This window comes from Lysinibacillus sp. FSL K6-0075 (assembly GCF_038592945.1).
Taxonomy (GTDB): Bacteria; Bacillota; Bacilli; order Bacillales_A; family Planococcaceae; genus Lysinibacillus; species Lysinibacillus fusiformis_F.
In genome coordinates this window covers 4,575,098-4,595,645 of record NZ_CP151947.1, presented here as the reverse complement: position 1 = coordinate 4,595,645, position 20,548 = coordinate 4,575,098, and the positions used below count along the sequence as shown (strand labels likewise).

Here is a 20,548-nt window from a genome sequence, read left to right as displayed (position 1 = left end):
TAAAAGGCTAAAATAAATATAAGAACATTTGATTAAAATAGAAATCGTTCAAGTGATTACATAGAATATCGAGAGCGAAATTGATAGATGAAGGGAAATGAAGGTAACGTGGCTAAGCGTAACAAATGGCGTAAGTCGATGGTGCTAGCATTGGCACTAGCTGGCGGCTTATTATTTAATACAATTCAACCAACAGAAGTACAAGCCGAAGAAACTTCTCAACAAATGATTGAGAAAAAGGCTGAGATAGATGCACAAATTAAAAAATTACAAGAAGAACTAACAAAATTACAACAAGAGATCGACGCAAAAGTAAAGGTATTTAAACAAGTGCAAGCTGATATTAAAGAAGTGGATGCTAGTATTGTTGAAACACAAAAACGCATTGAGCAACGTTCAAAAATTTTAAGTGAACGTATGGCTGCATACCAAGCACAAGACAACACTGTAGGTGTTTATTTAAACGTAGTTCTTGAAGCAAAAAGCTTTGCAGATTTAATGGACCGTGTCGTAGCGGTAAAAACATTAATGGATGCTGACCAAGAATTAGTGGATCAACAGGAAGCGGATAAAGCAAGCTTAGAGCAACAAAAAGCTACATTAGATGAAAAACAAAAAGAACTTCAAAAACAATTCCAAGAGCTTCAACAAAAGGAAAGCGAAATGGAAGTGAAGAAAGCTGAAAACGAAGCGAAATCACTTGCATTAAAAGCTGAAATTGCAACGAAACAAGAAGAAGAACGTTTAGAAGCAGAGCGTAAAGCAGCTGAAGAAGAAGCAGCTCGTTTACGTGCTCTTCAAGCAGCTACACCAGTAGTACAAGCAACTCAAAATAATGGTGGTGGCGAACCACAAAAAATTATTGTTGGGTCAGGAGCTGGTACTGTCTCTTCAGGAGATGCCATTTCAACAGCTAAACAATTTTTAGGACGTCCATATGTTTGGGGTGGTAGCAACCCATCAACAGGTTTTGACTGTTCAGGTCTTGTACAGTGGTCTTATAAACAAGCAGGTGTTTCTTTACCACGTACAGCATCACAACAATATTTAGCAACACAACGCGTTTCAGCAAGTGAAGCACGTGTTGGAGATCTAGTATTCTTCAGCTATGGTTCAGGTGTAGCACACGTAGGTATTTATTTAGGTAACAACACGATGATCGATGCTCAAAACAATGGTGTTGTAATTGAATCACTTGATTGGTGGAATCAATACTTAGTAGGCTTTGGTCGTATTCAATAAGCCTCACTATCATATAGACGATTGACATACGGAAAAGGTCATCTTTGTAGAGAAAAATATACAAAGATGACCTTTTTATGTTGATTTTGAAGAGAGACTTTCGAACATATAGATTGCTATCAAATTTTAAAATTTACTTTGATGACACCTGTCTCTTTTAAAGCAATAAAGAATATAATAACAAATGGGCCAACGAGTAAGCCGATAATACCAAATAACTGTAGGCCTATGAACATGGCAATTAATGTCGGCAAAGTAGATAAACCGATATGGTCTCCCATTAATTTAGGCTCGACTACTCGACGAATAATCAGTAAAATAGCAGCTAAGATGAATAATTTTACAGCTATAGATGTGTTTCCCATCAAAAGGTGATAGAGCCCCCATGGCGCTAAAATAATGATGGAGCCTAGGAATGGTACAATATCTATTAACCAGATAATAATCGTCATCGTTACCGCATATTTCGGTTGGATTAATAGCAGTCCAATGAGTGTGACGCCTCCAATGATAAAGCTTACAAATAAGTGCGCCTTCATATAGCCAAATGTTGCATCTTTTAAGCGATTTAAAATAATTTTTATCTTTTTTGCCGTATTTGGCTTTAAATATTTATAAGTGATTTGCTTTAACTTAGGCAAATCAAGCATAAATAGGAATAGAGCAATCATATAAACGAGAAGACTGATAAATAGGCTGGGAATCTCTGAAAAGAATGCTGAAACTTTGCTATAATTAAAGAAGCTTAAAAAGAATTCTTCAACTTTCTTAATGAAATCCATTGTGGTTTTTTGAAGCGAAGTACTTACTTCAGGTGGAAAGTCTTCTGTGTATTTAGAAATATTTTCTTGCATATGAAGCCACATATCTGATAGCTTGGAAATATAATAGGGAGCTTGCTTAGACAGTAAAATTATTTGCGTCATGATTTGTGTAATGGAAAGATAGCAAATAATAGATATAACAATAACACTCACTATGTAAATAAAAGCAACTGCTATTTTCCGTGACATTTTCCATTTCCGCTTAAAGAACATGACAATTGGTTCTAAGAAAAATGCACTAATCCCAGCGAATATTAAAGGCATGGACACAGGGATAACAAAATAGGCAGCTATAAGTAGGGATAAAATCACAATCAACCGAAAAATCAATTTCCTAGCATTAAATTTATTCATAAACTCACCTTCTTTGCGAAAAAAATTAAGTTAAGTGTACCATAAATCAAATTTTATTACGTTCTGAAACAATAAAGGTAGGGATAAATTATGGAAAAAGAGATTCTGCAACTTTTTAATAATCTAACAGAGCATGATCGCGATATTCAATATGAATCTTACGAGGAATTATTGAAGATTATGCAGGAACCCGTAGATTGGACATATGCAGTTTGGGAACAGCTAATAAAAGCACTTACATACAAAAATGGATATTCTCGTGCACGTGCTGCACAAATTTTATGCGCTTTAGCTGCAAAAAGTGATCCAGAAGAAAGGGTATTGGAGGATTTCTTAAAGATTTGGGCTGTGACTTATGACGAACAATCCGTCACAGCAAGGCATGCATTACAAGCAATTTGGAAAATTGGGCAAGCAGGACAGGTACAAAGAGATCTGGTTGTGTCATATCTAGCTAAAAGATTTCAAACATGTATAGATGAAAAGCAGCCATCTCTCATTCGACAGGATATTATTATGTCATTTAAAAAGCTATATGATCAAACAAATGACTCGAAATTATTAGACATTGCCCATCGTTTAATTAATGAAGAGCAAGATGCTAAATATAAAAAGAAGTATAAGTCAGCCATCCGTTCAAAGTAGCGAGATGGTGTTTTTTTGGGCAAATTCTTTGATGATCTGTTGACTAGTCAACTATAATAAACGAAAAACTATAAGGGGTTATGGCATGAGCATTTATAATTATCTAGTACGGAAGCCTAATGGTGAAATTTTATCGATGGAAACATATCGTGGAAAAACAATGTTAATTGTTAACACGGCAAATCAATGCCGATTTACATATCAATTTGAAGATTTACAAAAAATGTATGATAAATATGGGAAAGAAAATTTTGTAGTCCTTGGCTTCCCCTGTGATCAATTTGGTCATCAAAATCCTGAAGATGGGGAGGAAACTAAGCATCTTTGCAAGGTGAACTATGGAGTCACATTCCCGATTTTTGAGCTTGTACAGGTGAATGGTGAGGCTACACATCCACTCTTTAATTATTTAAAGCATGAAGCGAATTTTCGAGAATTTGGTAAGGCAAGTATGCAAGAGAAAATGCTTGCTGAAGCAATTGTTCAACTTGCCCCAAGCTTTTTAGATGGTCGTAATATTCGCTGGAACTTTACAAAGTTTCTAGTAGATGCTGGTGGTAAGACTGTCGCACGCTTTGAGCCAACAGATTCTCAGCTCGATATCGAACAGGCAATTGAAACACTATTATAGTCTATAAATTTTTTTAATAATGTAAAAACTTATAAAATGGTTTTAAATTTTCTCTTAAAGTAGAAATATTGCTGGATGTTTAAAGTTATCCATGCGCAGCACAACTATTTTTTCTGAATCATATATGATAAACTGCTTTACAAATGAATTATTCTTGCAGAATAAAGGTGCTAGTTAGCATAATCGGGAATCCGGTGAAAAACCGGAGCTGTTTCCGCAACTGTAAGTACAGCCATTATAAAGATTTACCACTGTCTCAAAGAAGATGGGAAGGTTCTTTATAACTCATTCGTTTCATGTAATGAACTGTACAAGCCAGGAGACCGACCTTTATTTGAACGTATAAAAACTTCTCGGAAGCTAGGAGGATATACGGCAAAAACATAGGCTAAGTCGAGCTTGATGGCGATCATTATGTTATTTTTGTCGTTCCTTTGCAAAAGGAGCGGCTTTTTTTATGCCTTTCATGTAAGAATTTTTCATTATAGAAAGTAGGGGGGACAGCAAGTGAAAAAAGATGCACGTTATTCTTGTTATCCATTTATGCGTGAGAAAGCTTCAACGGTCGATTTTGAAATTCGAACGGATAGCCTCACAACACATCTAGGAGTTGCATTAGCTGCAGTAAAAAAAGAGGATATTCAAGTTGTTGAAGAGGATTTAATGCTTATTTTACCTATGGCTTATCATGTCAATGGCTCAGTTCGTGGAAAACTAGCAGTAACTGAAGAGGATTTATCTTGGTTAAGTGAGCGTTATGACTTTTACGTTGGTCATGTGAAGGAAGAGATTCAAAGTTTTGTTTTACCTCAAGGAACTGAGGCCGCTGCTGCTTTACATCTTTGCCGCAGTGAAGCAAAAAAATCATATCGTACCTTACACAAAGTATCAGAAGAACGAGCGGTTCCTGCTATTCTTTTCGATTACCTTGGCTTATTAGCTAATGTATGTTTTGTCATGGCTGTTTTTATGAATCAGCAAACAGGAATAGCTGAAATACCATTTATTAGTAAATCATACCCAATGAAAAAGAAAAAGGAGAATAATAATGAAGAAAGTATTTAAATTCCAATGGCTATCAGTGCTCTTACTTGCACTGATGTTAGCAGGCTGTGGCACTGCTGAAGATACAAAAAACAAAGATGCTTCACAGGATACACAACACACAGAGAAAACAAGCTATAAAGTGACAGATGACCGTGGTGTTGAAATAGAATTTAATGAAGTTCCAAAAACAGTTGTATCATTACAACCAAGTAATACTGAAATCTTGTTTGCTCTAGGTGTTGGCGATAAAATTGTAGGGGCAACTGAGTACGATACTTACCCAGAGGAAGCACAAAAAATTGAACGTGTCTCTGATACTACGAATTTTAACAGTGAACGAATTTTAGCGTTAAAGCCAGATGTTGTCATTGCTTATACAATCGGTGATAAGGATGCACTAAAGCCGCTTGAAGATGCAGGAATTAAAGTGTTTGTTATTCAATCTGCGACTACTTTCGATGATGTTTATGGAGATATCGAACAAATTGCTGCTGTGATGGATGTTGCTGATCAAGGAAGTAAATTAAACGAAGAGATTAAAGCGAAAATTGCTGAAGTACAAACGAAGGTGAAAGACGTAAAGACGCCGAAAAATGTTTATTTAGAGGTTAGCCCTAAGCCAGACATTTATACAGCGGGCTCTAGCACTTTCCAACAAGAAATACTAGATGCAGCTAATGTTAATAATGTTTTTTCTGAATTGAATAGTTGGGCGCAAGTTTCTGAGGAAGATGTGATTGCGAAAAACCCAGACGTTATTTTAACGACAGTAAACTATACAGAAGATCCAATAGGAGAAATTCTTGCGCGTGATGGTTGGAATACTGTGACAGCTATTCAAAACAAAGCGGTATTATCTCTTGATACAGATATCTCGAATCGACCTGGTCCACGTATCGGTGAAGCTGTAGAATTAGTAGCGAAGGCTGTATATCCAGAGTTATTTAAATAAGAAATGTTTCCATGCTAGCTGTAAGCCTTTCAGCTAGCATTTTTGATGTGGTTTTAATTATTACCTAGCGTGAAAATTGGAATTAATTTAGTTTGTTCTTTAAAATAAAAGTAAGTATGCTCGATCATTTTAGGAGGTGTAGTGATTGGAACAATTAGAGACAAAGGCGATTCCATTTGAGGCAGTCTATAATTTCCGAGACATGGGTGGGTATAAGACAAGTGATGGACGTAGGGTAAAGAACGGTTTATTTTACCGCTCAGCAGCTCTTGGGAAAATGACACTGGCGGATAAAGAGCTATTTGAAACGTTAGGGATTAAAACCATTTTTGATTATCGTGATAACAGTGAGGCGTATCATAATCCTAACCCTGTGTTCTCACACGCTCAATATATTCAAATTCCAGCGAAGGGCAATCATTCTTTTGAAATGCCTACAAATGCTGGGGGGAGAGATTTCTATAAAGTAGTGAGCCCTGAAATGTTCCGGGATTTTTATGCACAAATGCCGTTTAATAATCCTTCATTTAAAGAGTTAATGCTAACTATTCAAAACCCTGATAATTTAGGACTTGTTCATCATTGTGCAGTCGGAAAAGACCGAACAGGGATAGGAGGGGCCCTTATATTGCTAGCTTTAGATGTCCCTGAGGAGACGATTATGGAAGACTATTTAGATACGAATATACATTTACGTCCAATGGTAGAAAGAATGGTTCAGGCTATTCAGCATCAGTATAATGACCAAGAGCTACAGCAATTTTATGCATTAATGTCCGCTCGCGAAGACTATTTACAAGCAGCATTGGAAGCTATGGATCGCCATTATGGTTCAAAGACTGGGTTTTTAGAGCAGGAGTTTGGCCTAACAATTGAAAAACGAGAGCAATTGCAATCCTATTGCTTAATTTAAAATGGCCCCTTTCACACTTAAGTGAAAGGGATTTTTTACGTGGAAGCGCTGTCTTCCTATAAACCTCTTTACAGTCTGAAAATTTGTGATAAGATACAATAGATTTTTAAGAAAATATAGGAGAAGTGAAAGTATTGGCAGACACAATTAAAGAGACAAATAAGTTAAGTCTATTCCATTTAACATGGCCTATCTTCTTAGAAGTATTTCTATTTATGTTGATGGGACTAGCCGATACTTTTATGCTCAGTGCTTTATCAGATAATGCTGTATCAGGAGTAGGTGCAGCCAATCAATATATCCATATAGCTATCTTGATACTGGAAGTAGTGGGCAATGGTGCATCTATTGTTGTTTCACAGTATTTAGGTTCAAGACGCTTTTTTGAAGCAGCGAAGATATCGGCGTTAGCGGTCACAATGAATTTGGTCGTTGGACTTTTAATGAGTATTTTATTTTTCTTCTTTGCGAGACATTTGATGACGATGATGAACTTGCAGGGAGAAGTACTCCACTATGCACAAAGTTACTTAGTCATCATTGGGAGTTTTATTTTCCTACAGGCAATTATTAATGCACTTGCTGCAATTATTCGTGTTCATGGTTGGACAAAACAAACTATGTACGTATCATTTGGCATGAACGTCTTACATGTTGTGCTAAACTACGGTCTTATATTTGGGAATTTAGGTTTACCAGAGCTTGGTGTGAAAGGAGCGGCTATTTCCTCTGTCATTAGCCGCGCTTTAGCTGTACTAGTATTTTTCTGGTTGCTATATCAGGTAATGGAAGTGCGCGTGAAGTTACAATATTATTTTGAGTATTCAAAGGAATATGTAAGGAAAATACTAAACATTGGTTTACCATCTGCATTTGAGCAGGTACTTTATCAGTTTTGTCAGATCATCTTTTTATATTATGCGACTTACTTAGGCGCAGAAACACTAGCAGCACGACAGTATGCTATGAATATTTCGATGTTTACGTATTTATTTGCAATTGCCATTGGTACAGGAACCGCCATTATTATTGGTCGTCATGTAGGTGCAGGAGAGAAAGATGAGGCGTATCATCAGCTATGGAAAAGTGTTCGTGCAGCATTTGTTTTTACGATTATTATGGTCGCGGTCGTTACGATTTTCCGTAAGCCCCTCATGCAAGTTTTTACTGATAATCCAGAGGTCATTAAGATTGGAGCGTCCGTGTTAGCTCTAAGTATTTTACTAGAGACTGGCCGCACGATGAATATCGTTGTTATTAACTCTTTACGTGCTTCTGGAGATGCCAGATTCCCTGTGAAAATTGGTTTTCTATCGATGGTTTGCATGAGTCTTCCGCTTGGCTATTTATTTGTATTTGTGTTGGATTGGGGCTTGGTCGGAATTTGGCTAGCGATTTCAGCAGATGAATGGGTACGTGCAATTATCGTATACTTTAGATGGAAAAGCCGTAAATGGGAGCGTTATGCTCTCGTTTCACCGAACGACGAGAAGGAGGCATAGAAATGGGCGCATTATCTAAACGTGCTATAGGAGCAGCATTAATGGATCAACATATCACACTTTTTGCTTGTCCTATATGTCAGCAATCAATGCATGTCTATGAGCAGGGGAGATTGGTTTGTTCTTCTAATCATTCTTTTGATATTGCGAAGCAGGGCTATGTCAACATGCTGACACATAACGCTGCTTCTAAATATAGTAAGGGTCTCTTTGAATCCCGCAAGGCTGTTATTGATAGTGGAATTTATGATGCTGTAGAAGCGCGAATCGGTGAGCTTATAACCTCTGCAAAAACGGTGCTAGATACTGGTTGTGGAGAGGGATCACATTTAGCTCGCATTATGAAAGATACAGATCATGGTGTTGGCATTGGTATCGACATAGCAAAGGAGGGTATTTTGGCTGCCGCACGTCATTATCCACAACAAATTTGGTGTGTAGGTGATTTAGCCAAAAGTCCATTTGCTAAAGCAAGCTTTGATGCGATTTTAAATATTTTATCGCCTGCAAATTATGAGGAGTTTAAACGACTTCTTACACCGAATGGCTGTCTTGTAAAGGTTGTACCGCAAAGTGGCTATTTGCAGGAGCTGCGTGCTCAATTATATGCAGATTCAAACAAGGAAACTTACTCCAATGAACAAATTGTGGCTCGTTTTCAGGCTAGCTTTCGGGAGGTAAATGTAGAACGTGTAACTTATACTTTACCGCTTGCAAAAGAACTAGTACCTGCGTTATTAGAGATGACACCAATGGGCTGGCATAAAAAAGAGGAAACAGCCATTGTCTTAAATGAAATTACGATTGATGTGGATCTGTTAGTAGGGAAGGGTTAAGTTGGTCACCTGCAATTGCAGTATACTGGTCTTTTCGATTACAATGGGAATAAACATTGAATAAGGTAGGAATGTAACAGTGTATAAACTAGCAGCAAATGTTGTCAAAGTAATATTAAAATTAATGGGTTCAAAGGCTCGTGTATATGGAGAAGAAAACTTGCCGAAAGAGGGCGGGTTTATTATCGCTTGTACACATACAGGCTATGTTGATATTTTAAACCTTGGTGTAGCCATGTACCCTCGTGAAATTCACTTTATGGCAAAGAAGCAATTATTTGAAATGAAAGGGCTTGGCTGGCTTGTTAAGCATTTAAATGCTTTTCCAGTAGACCGTGATAATCCTGGGCCGAGCGTGATTAAAATTCCTTCACAGTTATTGAAGGAAGGTAAAATTGTAGGGATTTTCCCCTCTGGTACACGCAGCACAGAAGGAACGGATTTAAAGCAAGGAGCCATTACCATTGCACAATTGGCAAAGGCGCAAATCGTTCCAGCTGCTTACGTTGGTGCGCGTAATGCTGGTGATGTGATGAAGCGTGGCAAAGGCTATTTAATTTATGGTGAGCCATTTTATGTAACAGGTAAGGGCAAAGAAGGTCGTGAGCAGTTTACTCAACACCTTGAGCATGAGCTAGTCGCGCTAACAGAAGAATTACAAAAACGTATTCCCGTAAAATAAAAGCAAATGGCACTCAGAATCAAATTGATTTTGAGTGCTTTGTTGTAGGAGGAAAATAAAATGATTCGAGTACTTTTCGTATGTTTAGGTAATATTTGTCGCTCTCCCATGGCAGAGGCGGTCATGCGTGACTTGGTGAAGAAAGAGCATTTAGAAGAAAAAATTGAAGTGGATTCTGCTGCCACTAGCTCATGGCATATCGGTGAACCTCCTCATCGGGGTACACAGGATAAGCTTAAGGAATACGGTATTTCCACAATAGGCATGCAAGGTCGACAATTACTAAAGGCTGATTTTGAAAAGTTCGCTTATATTATTGGTATGGATGAAAGCAATATTCGCAATATCCGAACGATGCTAGGTAACCCTCACTCACCAAAGGTTTTTCGTTTTTTAGATTTAACAGCGCATGGCAAAGATGTCCCTGACCCTTACTATACAGGTGATTTTCAGGAAACCTATGATTTAGTACAAGAAGGCTGTCAGGCATTACTAGCAAAAATTAAACAAGAGCTGTTGTAAGGTGGCGCTAAAAACGTAAATTTTAACAGCGATTTCTTCAGAAAAATGCTACCTTAAACATTGGTATATCTAGCTTTGTAAGCATCATTGTGTTATTATTTGCAGAGTAAAGATACGATAAGTATTTAATTACCATTTACAGATATGCAACTGTGTATCTATTATTTTTATAAATTATCTTTTGAAAGAGAGTGGAAACAATGGGTCGTAAGTGGAACAATATTAAAGAAAAGAAAGCGTCTAAAGATCAAAGCACAAGCCGTATTAATGCAAAATTTGGGCGAGAAATTTATGTGGCAGCTAAATCAGGCGAACCAGATCCAGAGTCAAACCGTGCACTTAAAGTAGTGCTTGAACGCGCAAAAACATACAGTGTTCCAAAACATATTATAGAAAAAGCCATCGATAAAGCAAAAGGTGGCGGTGATGAAAACTTTGATGAATTACGTTATGAAGGCTTTGGACCAGCTGGCACAATGATTATCGTGGATGCTTTAACAAACAATGTAAATCGTACAGCCTCTGATGTACGTGCAGCATTTGGTAAAAATAACGGGAATATGGGTGTTAGTGGATCTGTAGCTTATATGTTCGATTCAACAGCAGTTATCGGCTTAGAAGGTAAAACGGCTGATGAAGTACTAGAGATTTTAATGGAAGCGGATATTGATGCTCGCGATATTCTAGAAGAAGAAGAAGCGGTTATTATTTATGCAGAACCAGATCAATTCTTTGCGACACAAGAAGCATTGAAAGCTGCGGGCGTAGAAGAATTTACAGTAGCAGAGCTTTCTATGCTTCCTCAAACAGAAGTGACTTTAACTGGCGACGATGTAGCGAAGTTTGAAAAACTAATCGATGCATTAGAAGATTTAGAAGATGTACAAAACGTCTTCCACAATGCAGATTTAGGCGAATAAACAGATCAATAACTTGAGTAAACCAGTAGCATTTAAGCTACTGGTTTTTAATTAGGGGAGGAAAGGAAACGATGCAGACTGCTTTAGCTATTATTTTATTTTTAGTTACGTTATTTTTTGTCATAGTGCAACCACGAAAACTATCAATTGGCTGGTCGGCCTGTATAGGAGCAGCTATAGCACTATTAATAGGAGTAGTAACATGGCATGATGTGTTAGAGGTAACTGGAATCGTTTGGAATGCAACGCTATCATTTATTGGCATTATTTTAATTTCACTTATCTTAGATGAAATTGGCTTTTTTGAATGGGCGGCTCTACATATGGCACGACTTGCAAAGGGAAGCGGAATTCGCTTATTTGTTTATATTAGTTGCCTTGGAGCTGTTGTATCGGCTTTGTTTGCTAATGATGGAGGTGCTTTAATACTAACGCCGATCGTTTTAGCGATGGTGAGGAAACTGAACTTGACTGAAAAAATGATCTTTCCATTTATTATTGCAAGTGGTTTTATAGCAGACACAACCTCCTTACCTTTTGTTATTAGCAATTTAACGAATATCGTATCAGCTGATTTTTTTGACATCGGCTTTATAGATTATGCAGTTCATATGGTCGTACCGAATTTCTTTTCGTTAGTGGCAAGTATAGTAGTCCTTTCCATTGTTTTTCGTCGTTCCATTCCACGACACTATTCTCTTGAGGCAGTTGAGCAACCAAAGCTGGCAATCCGAGATCCCAAATTATTTTCGATCGCTTGGTTTGTCATTGCGATTCTGTTAGTGGGATTCGTAGCTGGTGAGATTTTACATATCCCTGTATCCTTTATTTTATGTGGGGTCGCTGCTATTTTCTTAGGGCTTGCACAGCGTAGTTCTGTTGTAGATACAAAGAGGGTTGTAAAAGGAGCGCCATGGAGTATTGTGTTCTTCTCAATTGGCATGTATGTGGTTGTCTATGGCTTGAAAAATGTAGGGATGACAGGATTGCTAGCAAATTTATTAGAGCAAGCTATACAGCAGGGGTTCGTAGTAGCAACGATGACGATGGGTTTTGTTGCTGCCATTTTGTCTGCTGTCATGAACAATTTACCTACTGTTATGATTGATGCATTAGCAATTTCCGAAACAAGTGCAACAGGCATGATGAAAGAGGGATTGATTTATGCCAATGTAATCGGTACGAATTTAGGTCCAAAAATGACACCGATTGGCTCACTGGCAACATTGCTATGGCTGCATATATTAGCCCAGAAAGGCATTAAAATTAGCTGGGGACAGTATTTTAAAATCGGTGTTATTCTTACCATTCCGACACTGTTCGCCACTTTACTTGCGTTAATTATGTGGATTTGCTTCATATCATAGATTGATTGTCGAAATAGTTAAAAAAATAGTACAATATGTACTATTCATGTTGTTGAAAAAAGATGATGTCAACGGCAGAAAAAGCAACTTTGCAAGGTGAGGGGTTGATTTCCGTTCCGCCAACGTCCTTTCCAGGGGGCGTCCGATGAGCCGCTTCACTCACTTCCGTTCGCTCCAGGGTCTCCTCTGTGACGCTAAATCCCCTAGGAGTGACGCTGGCTCCACTCCAATCAACCATGCTGCAAAGTGTCTTTACTTTTTTCATAGCAGCATAGCGATTAAATCGCCCATTAACTGTATTCTTAGAGGGGATGAGCTCTTATTTTCAATGTGAAGAAGTGAAGCGTGACAACACCCCTCTATAAAGAGTAGTAAACACTTTCACTTTATTTGAAAACCTTTGCTAAAAAGTCAGTGGGTTGAAGTGGAAGGCTACTTGACTCCCGTGGGATAGCGAGACAGGCGAAGCCCTGCACGGAGCGGTAGCGGAGGAAGCGATTCGGCGCTCGCCCACAGGAAAGCAAGTAGCCTGCAACGGAAATCCATTTCTACCTTTCAATTGACTGTTTTGTTTTTCAACACTATGAATAGTACAATATGTACTATTAAGATATTAATATATCAGTATATTAAAGGAGGAAAGTATGCGAGCGACAGGCAAATTAAGCAATAGAATAGTGTTAATGTCATTGGTAATGTTAGTGGCTTTGTTAACTTTTTTCATTATAACAACAATTTATACAGCAAAATCATCTGTTAATAAAACAATGGGAACGCAGGCAGTTGCAGTTGCTGAGAATATTGCAAAACATTTAAATGCAGCTGAATATGAGCAACTCTCAAAGGAACCAAAAGAATCTGAGTTATATTGGCGACTTCGGGAAGAGCTCAACGAATTACGTGAAATAAATGGTGTTCTCTATGCCTATACTTTCGCAGTACCACAGGAAGATAAAAAGGTACGGTTTTTAGTGGACGGTATGCCAGTAGATGACCAAGAAAATGCTGGAGCTATAGGAGACGAGTCTTCTTCCACATACTACAAAGATATTGAAAAAGTAAAAAATACAGGAAGTTACTACTCCGATATTTTACATAGTGATTTTGGAGATTATTTATCTGGTACTGTTCCATTAAAGGATGGGGCAGGGAATATCGTTGCCTTTGTTGGGGTTGATATAGACGCAACAGAGGTAAGCAGTGTTGCGAATGCAGTATTAACAGCCATTTTACCTGCTTTAATTGTTGTCATATTAGCTTTAACAGGTATTGTTATGTTTATCCTGTATCGTTATATAAATGGAGCATTAAAACCTTTAGCCCACTTAGGGATTGCAGCGCAAAGTTTTGCTCAAGGGGATATTGCTAAGGCAACGATAGAAGTAGAGAAAATACAGTTAAAAGGAACAAATGAAATTACTATATTTGCACAATCCTTTAGAGAATCACTACAAAAATTAAAAGAAACATTCCATACGATTCAACAACGCACATTTGCCTTACAAAATGTTGTTCAAAAAATTGATGAGACCTCTCAACATGTGGAAGCATCAAACGCTCAAATTGCTGATCGGATTATCGAAATAGCAGCTGGTAGTGAGCAACAGCAGCAAAACAATCAAGAGGTTGTATTGACTATGGATGAGATGTCGATTGGTATTCAACGACTAGCTGATACAACTTCAGAAATTGCAGAGTCATCATCAGCTATGACAGGGTTGGTTGAAACAAGTGTTAGCCATTCTCAAGAAGTTGTCTCTCAAATTCAGAATGTGGAATCTTCTGTTTTACGTACGGCTAATCATGTCGAGGAAATGGGTGAAAAGTTCCGATCGATTGAAGAGATGGTGTCGATCATTACGAGCATTGCGGATCAAACAAACTTACTTGCTTTAAATGCTGCGATTGAAGCAGCAAGAGCAGGAGAAGCTGGAAAAGGATTTGCAGTCGTAGCGGATGAAGTGCGTAAGCTTGCAGAGATGTCTAAAGCATCAGCTGACGAAATACACATGCATTTAGAAAGCTTTAAGAAGATAACTGATCGAGCGTTACAAGAGATGTCTAGCAGTACGATAGATGTACAAGCAGGCAATAAAGCAGTACAACATATAGGTGTAAGTCTAGAGAAAATATTGCAGTCTGTTCTTGAGGTGAATAATAAAATTCAAGATGATTCTGCTGTGATTGAAGAAATGTCAGCAGGCTCTGAGGAAGTATTAGCTACTACCGAGCAGATGAATGCTATTGCGAAGCATAGTGTACTAGGAACAAAGGAAGTAGCAACTGCCTCCGATTTACAAGTATCTATGGTTTCTGAATTAAATGAGGTTGTAACAATATTAGATCAAACAACGAAAGAGGTTATAGAAACGATTAATACATTTAAATTATGATAATCTTAAAACTATTTTTCTATAAGCGTACGCCTTGTGGAAAAATAGTTTTTAAAATTTTTGACCATTAAAATATTACTAGTGGTTAGCATAAAAGTATTGAAATGAACCAGATTAAGGGAAATTAGAAAATAATTTGTGCTTTACCCATTGTGAAAACTTCCAAACCATAACATAATATAAAGTAATATATTGTTGAACGAAGAAAATAAGGGGGTTAAAGTATGAGGTTTTTACGTTCAATACAGGGGAAATTGATTATTATATCATTAGCACTACTAATTATTCCAAGTTTGATTATTGGTATAGTTAGTTATAGTAAGGCGAAGAATGGTATGGAGGATATAGGGGAGCAGGTTCTTTACAATAGTGTTGAATCCGCTTTGCAATTAATCGAGCTTGCAAATGAGAGTGTTGAAAAAGGTGACGTTCCTTTAGCAGTTGCACAGGAACGAGTACGTGAAGCGTTTCTTGGTCCGAAAGGTAGTGATGGAAAACGGCCTATTAATTATCCTGGTGATTTAGGGGAATATGGCTATATCTACGTATTGGATGATAAGGGAACATTAACAACACATCCAACCCGAGAAGGGGATAATCTTTGGAACGATCAAGATAGTAGTGGGAATTACTTTATTCGAGAAGTAACTGAAAAGGCACTTGATGGTGGTGGTTTTACACAATATGAATTTGAACTACCAGGTCAGGATGTCTTAGCAGATAAAATTATTTATTCTGAGAAAGATCCACACTGGGGATGGATTATTGCATCAGGTACATACATGCAGGATTTTAATGCAGAGGCAAATTCTTTATTGTTAGTAATTGGTCTGACATTAGTCGGTGCCATCATTATTGGAACGATTGTTGTCATTCTAGTATCAAGACATCTGGCATTACCAGTTCAGAAATTATCAAAACGCGTGCGTGAAGTAGCGAAGGGAAATTTAACAGTAGATATTGAGCACTTACAGCGTTCAGATGAAATTGGACAGTTAAATGAGGGCTTTAATGAAATGGTAAATCAACTTAAAACGCTCATTTCAGATGTGGAGGAAGCAATTGTAGAAATACAATCGACATCAGCGAATTTAACTGCAGTAGCTGAAGAGACAAATGCCTATGGTGATGAAATCGTCAAAGCAATTAATGAAGTATCCAAAGGTGCAGTCAAGCAAGCATCTGATGCAGAGGATACAAACCGAACAGCTATCGAGTTTGCGCAGCAAATTGAAGGTTTGCATGATAAAAATGAATTAATGTCGGATGCATCACAGCATATGAAAAAATCAAATGAAGAAGGCCTAGTTAATCTAGACAGCTTAAAGGATAAATCACGGGAGTCTTCAAATCTTATTCAGAATATTCAGTCTGTGTTTGGTAGCTTAATTGTCAAGGTGCGTGAAATTGAAGGCATCGTGGGGACAATTACGGAGATTTCAGATCAAACGAATTTACTTGCACTTAACGCCTCTATTGAAGCAGCAAGAGCGGGTGAGCATGGTAAGGGATTCGCAGTTGTTGCGGAAGAAGTACGTAAACTTGCTGATCAAACATCTGTAGCGACTGAGCTAGTACGCACGACGCTAAAGGGCATTGAAAGTGAAACAAACTTAGTCAATGATGAGATGCAGAAAACCCATATCATTGTACGTCAACAAAACGATTCTGTCGTGGTAACAGAATCATCCTTTAAAGAAATTAAATTGGCTGTTGAAAAAATAATAGCCATCATAGGAGATACGACAGAGAGTGTTGAATATTTAAATAGCTCCAAAAATGATATTATGCAATCGATTGAAAGCATTGCGATGATTAGTGAAAAGAATGCTGCTGCGTCTGAAGAGGTAACAGCATCTGTAGATGAGCAACAGCGAGCGATTCAACTCGTTAGCGAATCTTCCAATGATTTAACCGATGAAATATCAGCCTTACAGGAGTCTATTAAACGGTTTATATTGAGATAATCGTTCAGGGTGCTTGGTCAACAAGCATCCTTTTCTTTTTATCATCGTTAATAAAAGGTAAAGGAGGAATGATTTGTGAGAAGATGGTTGATGACAGTTGGTGTTATTCTAGTCGGTATAGGAATCGTTCTTTATATTTGGTTGGGAAAAGAAATAGATCAGGGTGTAGAACCTAATGCCAACGGTTCAGCTGATTATTTGATTATATTGGGGGCAAAAGTAAAGCCAGGTGGGGTGCCATCGCTTTCATTAAAAAGTAGATTAGAGGTGGCTGTTCCATACTTAACAAAATACCCACATGTTAAGGTCATTGTGTCAGGTGGACAAGGCCCTGATGAAGATCGAACAGAGGCATCTGTAATGCAAGACTATTTGGAACAGCATGGCATCGATGCTACAAGAATTATCATAGAGGATCAATCTACATCTACTTATGAAAATTTAGTATTCTCTAAAGAATTATTACCAAAAGAGACAAAGAAAATTACCATCGTTTCTAATGACTTTCATTTGAAACGTGCAAAATATCTTGCTGAAACTTTAAAGTTTGAAGTAGATGTCCTATCAGCAAAAACACCAAAATCAGTAGAAGCGAAATTAAGAATAAGAGAAAGAGCTGCGTTATTAAAAACATATATTGTGGGCTATTAAAACAATAACGCCTTTGATTAAGGAACAGCTTCTTTCTCACAAAAAAATCATCACAACAGAATAGAGATAATTGTTTCTTAATAGATTCCATTTGGCATATAATAGAAATATTACGGGGTATAGGACAGAAAGAGGGGACTTTAATGACAACGTTTAAAGAATATGAATACAGCCGTCCAAATGTGGCATCGATGAAAGAGCAACAATTAGCACTCATTGAGCAATTTAAACAAGCACAGTCGATGGACGAGCAAAGTAATATCATTGAAAAGCACAATGCAATTAGTAATGACTTTGCGACAATGGCTAATTTAGTATACATTCGTGCTTCAATCGATACGAACGATGAATTTTATCAAGCAGAACGTGATTATTTCGATGAAGTAGGTCCTGAGCTAGAAGAAGTCACGACAGAATACTATAAAGCATTAATTGATTCACCGTTCCGTGAACAATTAGAAGAAAAATGGGGCCAACAATTATTTGATCTAGCAACTTATCAAATTAAAGGCTTCTCACCGGCAGTTATTGATCTGATGCAAAAAGAAAACAGACTTGTTTCTGAGTACAATAAGCTTGTTGCTTCTGCACAAATTGACTTTAATGGGGAGACATTAACGCTTGCTCAACTTGGTCCGTTTGCAGAGTCAACTGATCGAGAAACACGTAAGGCAGCAACGGATGCTCGTTTTGGCTTCTTTGCAAAACATGAAGATGAATTCGATCGTTTATATGACGAACTTGTCAAGGTGCGCCATGAAATTGCGATTAAACTTGGCTATAACAACTATGTTGAACTAGGCTATATTCGTATGAATCGTATTGATTACAATGCTGATATGGTTAAAAAATTCCGTGATCAGGTTCGTGATTTAATTGTACCTGTTGCAACAAAGCTATACGAGCGTCAGGCAAAGCGAATTGGCATTGAAGATTTTAAATTTTATGATGAAGCACTTAACTTCTTATCAGGTAATGCTACACCCAAAGGGAATCCAGAGTGGATTGTAGCAAACGGTAAAAAAATGTATGAGGAGCTCTCACCTGAAACAGGAGAATTCTTCAATTTTATGATTGATCATGACTTAATGGATCTAGTAGCGAAGAAAGGGAAAGAAAGTGGCGGTTATTGTACGTTTATTGAAAACTATCATTCCCCATTCATTTTCTCAAACTTTAATGGTACTTCAGGTGACATCGATGTATTAACACATGAAGCTGGACATGCTTTCCAAGTTTATTCAAGCCGTGACATTGGCATTCCTGAGTATTTATGGCCAACCTACGAATCTTGTGAAATTCACTCGATGAGTATGGAATTCTTCACATGGCCTTGGATGGAGCTGTTCTTTGAAGGTGATACAGAGAAATATAAATTTACACATTTAAGTAGCGGTCTTCTATTCTTACCATATGGTGTGGCAGTAGATGAGTTCCAGCATGTTATTTATGAAAATCCAACAATGACACCTGCTGAACGTAAAGCTGCATGGAAAAAAATTGAGGAAACATATTTACCACACCGTGACTATGATCATAACAGCTACTTAGAGGCTGGGGGCATTTGGCAACGTCAAGCTCACATTTATGCAAGCCCGTTCTACTATATCGATTACACGTTAGCACAAATCTGTGCCTTCCAGTTCTGGAAACGTTCACGTGAAGAATTTGAAGCGGCTTGGAAAGACTATATCCACCTTTGTGGTTTAGGTGGCTCCATGTCCTTTACAAAGCTTGTAAAAGAGGCAGGCTTAATCTCACCATTTGAGGACGGCTGTGTTGAATCGGTTATTGGAGAAATTGAGGCATTCTTAAATTCAATAGATGATTCTTCTCTATAATGGATTACTTAAATTCGTTTCACTTCCACGATAACTATTTTGGAAGTGAGCGAATTTTTTAGTTTGTCAGAGGAGTTCTGTAAAAAAATACTAGGATACTTGCGAAATGGTTAATATATCAGTAGTATTTTCAGTAACTGCAATTAAAGGAAGTGAATGAAAGTGACGAGGAAAGTTTGGTTTCAAGTAGGGGTAGGGATACTACTTACACTACTAATCATTAAATATTTTATAGAAATTCATTGGATTTTTTCACCACTTGTCATCATATTAAAAGCCATTTTTGTGCCTTTACTACTTGGTGGTGTTCTCTATTATGTGACTGAGCCGATTCAGAGGTTTTTAGAAAAACGTAGGTTTCCTAGATGGGGAAGTATATTGACGATTTTGTTCGGACTAATAGCAATGGTAGGCGTTTTTGGCTGGATTATTGGTAACCCGATTGCCGAGCAGGTCAATAAATTAGTGAAGAATGCCCCTATGATTAGTACAAGTATTAGTACGAGCATTCAGCAACTAACAGACTATGTAACGCAAAATAAGGATAACTTCCCCCAGCAATTAAATGATGTTATCAAAAAAATGGCGAATTCGGTACAAGATATTGCAGTAGTGACGAGTAAAGGATTTGTGGCCTTTTTACAATCCATTGTATCTGTGTCGTTATTAGCCATTTTAATCCCATTCTTCTTTATTTTTATGCTGAAGGATCATGAGAAGTTTGCTCCATCCATCTATAAATACTTCAGTGGTGAACGTCAGCAATGGGTAAAGAAAACGTTAAGTGAAATTGATGATGTATTACGTACTTATATTCAGGGCCAACTGCAAATTAGTTTTTTATTAGCACTTATAATGTATGTAGGCTATTTAATTATCGGATTGGACTATTCGTTATTGCTAGTGATTTTTGCATTCTTTATGAATATGATTCCGTTTATCGGGCCTTGGATTGCCTTTGCGCCAGCTCTGATTGTGGCCGTTATTCAAGATCCGATTTTAGTGGTTTGGGTATCCGTTGTGACGCTAGTTGCGCAGCAAATAGACAGCAACTTTATTACACCTAATGTCATGGGGAAATCACTTGATATTCATCCGCTTACCGTTATTACAATTATTTTAGCGGCAGGTAATATAGCAGGTTTTATTGGTATTATTATCGCTGTGCCATTTTATGCAGTCTTAAAGGTTATCGTATCCAATATTTATGATCAACGTAATGCGATTAAGAAAAAAGCGACGAAGTCAGTATAGGAGTC

The 20,548-nt window shown here is 37.6% G+C and carries 18 protein-coding genes and 1 riboswitch; of the genes, 17 read left to right on the top strand and 1 reads right to left on the bottom strand.

Annotated features, from left to right (window positions below):
- Positions 1-87 precede the first annotated feature (87 nt).
- A complete protein-coding gene (locus MHB65_RS23060; protein ID WP_342441855.1) occupies positions 88-1,242 on the top strand; it encodes an NlpC/P60 family protein in 1,155 nt (384 codons plus the stop codon).
- Positions 1,243-1,361: 119 nt separating this feature from the next.
- Here MHB65_RS23060 and ytvI read toward each other — a convergent pair whose 3' ends face one another.
- Positions 1,362-2,420 (bottom strand): sporulation integral membrane protein YtvI, encoded by a 1,059-nt coding sequence (ytvI, locus tag MHB65_RS23055; protein WP_342441854.1) that lies wholly within the window; start codon positions 2,418-2,420, stop codon positions 1,362-1,364.
- A 90-nt stretch (positions 2,421-2,510) separates the two neighbouring features.
- Between ytvI and MHB65_RS23050 the strand changes: the two genes are divergently transcribed.
- From MHB65_RS23050 to MHB65_RS22975, 16 genes are all read left to right on the top strand, one after another.
- Positions 2,511-3,065 (top strand): hypothetical protein, encoded by a 555-nt coding sequence (locus MHB65_RS23050; protein ID WP_205445970.1) that lies wholly within the window; start codon positions 2,511-2,513, stop codon positions 3,063-3,065.
- An 85-nt stretch (positions 3,066-3,150) separates the two neighbouring features.
- Positions 3,151-3,696, top strand: coding sequence for a glutathione peroxidase (locus MHB65_RS23045; RefSeq protein ID WP_342441853.1), 546 nt, complete (start codon positions 3,151-3,153; stop codon positions 3,694-3,696).
- A gap of 148 nt (positions 3,697-3,844) precedes the next feature.
- Positions 3,845-4,043, top strand: a riboswitch (cobalamin riboswitch).
- Positions 4,044-4,203: 160 nt separating this feature from the next.
- Entirely contained in the window at positions 4,204-4,761 is a 558-nt protein-coding gene (locus MHB65_RS23040) for a hypothetical protein (RefSeq protein WP_342441852.1), read from the top strand.
- Positions 4,745-5,695 carry a cobalamin-binding protein gene (locus MHB65_RS23035; protein ID WP_342441851.1) on the top strand — a complete coding sequence of 317 codons (951 nt, stop codon included), beginning with the start codon at positions 4,745-4,747 and terminating at the stop codon, positions 5,693-5,695. Before MHB65_RS23040 ends, MHB65_RS23035 begins: the two co-directional genes overlap by 17 nt.
- A 145-nt stretch (positions 5,696-5,840) precedes the next feature.
- Positions 5,841-6,608 (top strand): tyrosine-protein phosphatase, encoded by a 768-nt coding sequence (locus MHB65_RS23030; RefSeq protein WP_342441850.1) that lies wholly within the window; start codon positions 5,841-5,843, stop codon positions 6,606-6,608.
- 134 nt (positions 6,609-6,742) lie between these two features.
- Positions 6,743-8,110, top strand: coding sequence for an MATE family efflux transporter (locus MHB65_RS23025; RefSeq protein WP_205445965.1), 1,368 nt, complete (start codon positions 6,743-6,745; stop codon positions 8,108-8,110).
- Between the two features lie 2 nt (positions 8,111-8,112).
- On the top strand, positions 8,113-8,946 hold the full coding sequence (locus MHB65_RS23020; protein WP_342441849.1) for a putative RNA methyltransferase: 834 nt from the start codon (positions 8,113-8,115) through the stop codon (positions 8,944-8,946).
- A gap of 79 nt (positions 8,947-9,025) precedes the next feature.
- Positions 9,026-9,628, top strand: a complete 603-nt coding sequence (locus MHB65_RS23015) for a 1-acyl-sn-glycerol-3-phosphate acyltransferase (RefSeq protein ID WP_205445963.1) — start codon at positions 9,026-9,028, stop codon at positions 9,626-9,628.
- 60 nt (positions 9,629-9,688) lie between these two features.
- The gene (locus MHB65_RS23010; RefSeq protein WP_342441848.1) at positions 9,689-10,150 is read left to right on the top strand and encodes a low molecular weight protein-tyrosine-phosphatase; all 462 of its coding nucleotides are present in this window, start codon (positions 9,689-9,691) and stop codon (positions 10,148-10,150) included.
- Positions 10,151-10,350: 200 nt separating this feature from the next.
- Positions 10,351-11,070 (top strand): YebC/PmpR family DNA-binding transcriptional regulator, encoded by a 720-nt coding sequence (locus MHB65_RS23005; RefSeq protein WP_016992915.1) that lies wholly within the window; start codon positions 10,351-10,353, stop codon positions 11,068-11,070.
- Between the two features lie 71 nt (positions 11,071-11,141).
- Entirely contained in the window at positions 11,142-12,437 is a 1,296-nt protein-coding gene (locus MHB65_RS23000; RefSeq protein WP_342441847.1) for an arsenic transporter, read from the top strand.
- Positions 12,438-13,081: 644 nt separating this feature from the next.
- The gene (locus MHB65_RS22995; protein WP_342441846.1) at positions 13,082-14,830 is read left to right on the top strand and encodes a methyl-accepting chemotaxis protein; all 1,749 of its coding nucleotides are present in this window, start codon (positions 13,082-13,084) and stop codon (positions 14,828-14,830) included.
- A gap of 224 nt (positions 14,831-15,054) precedes the next feature.
- On the top strand, positions 15,055-16,797 hold the full coding sequence (locus MHB65_RS22990; protein WP_342441845.1) for a methyl-accepting chemotaxis protein: 1,743 nt from the start codon (positions 15,055-15,057) through the stop codon (positions 16,795-16,797).
- A gap of 90 nt (positions 16,798-16,887) precedes the next feature.
- Complete coding sequence (locus MHB65_RS22985) at positions 16,888-17,448, top strand: YdcF family protein (RefSeq protein ID WP_205447166.1); 561 nt, start codon at positions 16,888-16,890, stop codon at positions 17,446-17,448.
- Between the two features lie 143 nt (positions 17,449-17,591).
- Entirely contained in the window at positions 17,592-19,289 is a 1,698-nt protein-coding gene (locus MHB65_RS22980) for a M3 family oligoendopeptidase (RefSeq protein ID WP_342441844.1), read from the top strand.
- Between the two features lie 156 nt (positions 19,290-19,445).
- The gene (locus MHB65_RS22975) at positions 19,446-20,543 is read left to right on the top strand and encodes an AI-2E family transporter (protein WP_205445957.1); all 1,098 of its coding nucleotides are present in this window, start codon (positions 19,446-19,448) and stop codon (positions 20,541-20,543) included.
- Positions 20,544-20,548 lie beyond the last annotated feature (5 nt).

What these genes read in the sequence shown, in the direction of transcription:
- MHB65_RS23060 (WP_342441855.1), top strand. Translation starts at nt 88, where the DNA reads ATGAAGGGAAATGAAGGTAACGTGGCTAAGCGTAACAAATGGCGTAAG.
- ytvI (WP_342441854.1), bottom strand. Translation starts at nt 2,420, where the DNA reads ATGAATAAATTTAATGCTAGGAAATTGATTTTTCGGTTGATTGTGATT.
- MHB65_RS23050 (WP_205445970.1), top strand. Translation starts at nt 2,511, where the DNA reads ATGGAAAAAGAGATTCTGCAACTTTTTAATAATCTAACAGAGCATGAT.
- MHB65_RS23045 (WP_342441853.1), top strand. Translation starts at nt 3,151, where the DNA reads ATGAGCATTTATAATTATCTAGTACGGAAGCCTAATGGTGAAATTTTA.
- MHB65_RS23035 (WP_342441851.1), top strand. Translation starts at nt 4,745, where the DNA reads ATGAAGAAAGTATTTAAATTCCAATGGCTATCAGTGCTCTTACTTGCA.
- MHB65_RS23020 (WP_342441849.1), top strand. Translation starts at nt 8,113, where the DNA reads ATGGGCGCATTATCTAAACGTGCTATAGGAGCAGCATTAATGGATCAA.
- MHB65_RS23010 (WP_342441848.1), top strand. Translation starts at nt 9,689, where the DNA reads ATGATTCGAGTACTTTTCGTATGTTTAGGTAATATTTGTCGCTCTCCC.
- MHB65_RS23005 (WP_016992915.1), top strand. Translation starts at nt 10,351, where the DNA reads ATGGGTCGTAAGTGGAACAATATTAAAGAAAAGAAAGCGTCTAAAGAT.
- MHB65_RS23000 (WP_342441847.1), top strand. Translation starts at nt 11,142, where the DNA reads ATGCAGACTGCTTTAGCTATTATTTTATTTTTAGTTACGTTATTTTTT.
- MHB65_RS22995 (WP_342441846.1), top strand. Translation starts at nt 13,082, where the DNA reads ATGCGAGCGACAGGCAAATTAAGCAATAGAATAGTGTTAATGTCATTG.
- MHB65_RS22990 (WP_342441845.1), top strand. Translation starts at nt 15,055, where the DNA reads ATGAGGTTTTTACGTTCAATACAGGGGAAATTGATTATTATATCATTA.
- MHB65_RS22985 (WP_205447166.1), top strand. Translation starts at nt 16,888, where the DNA reads ATGACAGTTGGTGTTATTCTAGTCGGTATAGGAATCGTTCTTTATATT.
- MHB65_RS22980 (WP_342441844.1), top strand. Translation starts at nt 17,592, where the DNA reads ATGACAACGTTTAAAGAATATGAATACAGCCGTCCAAATGTGGCATCG.
- MHB65_RS22975 (WP_205445957.1), top strand. Translation starts at nt 19,446, where the DNA reads ATGAAAGTGACGAGGAAAGTTTGGTTTCAAGTAGGGGTAGGGATACTA.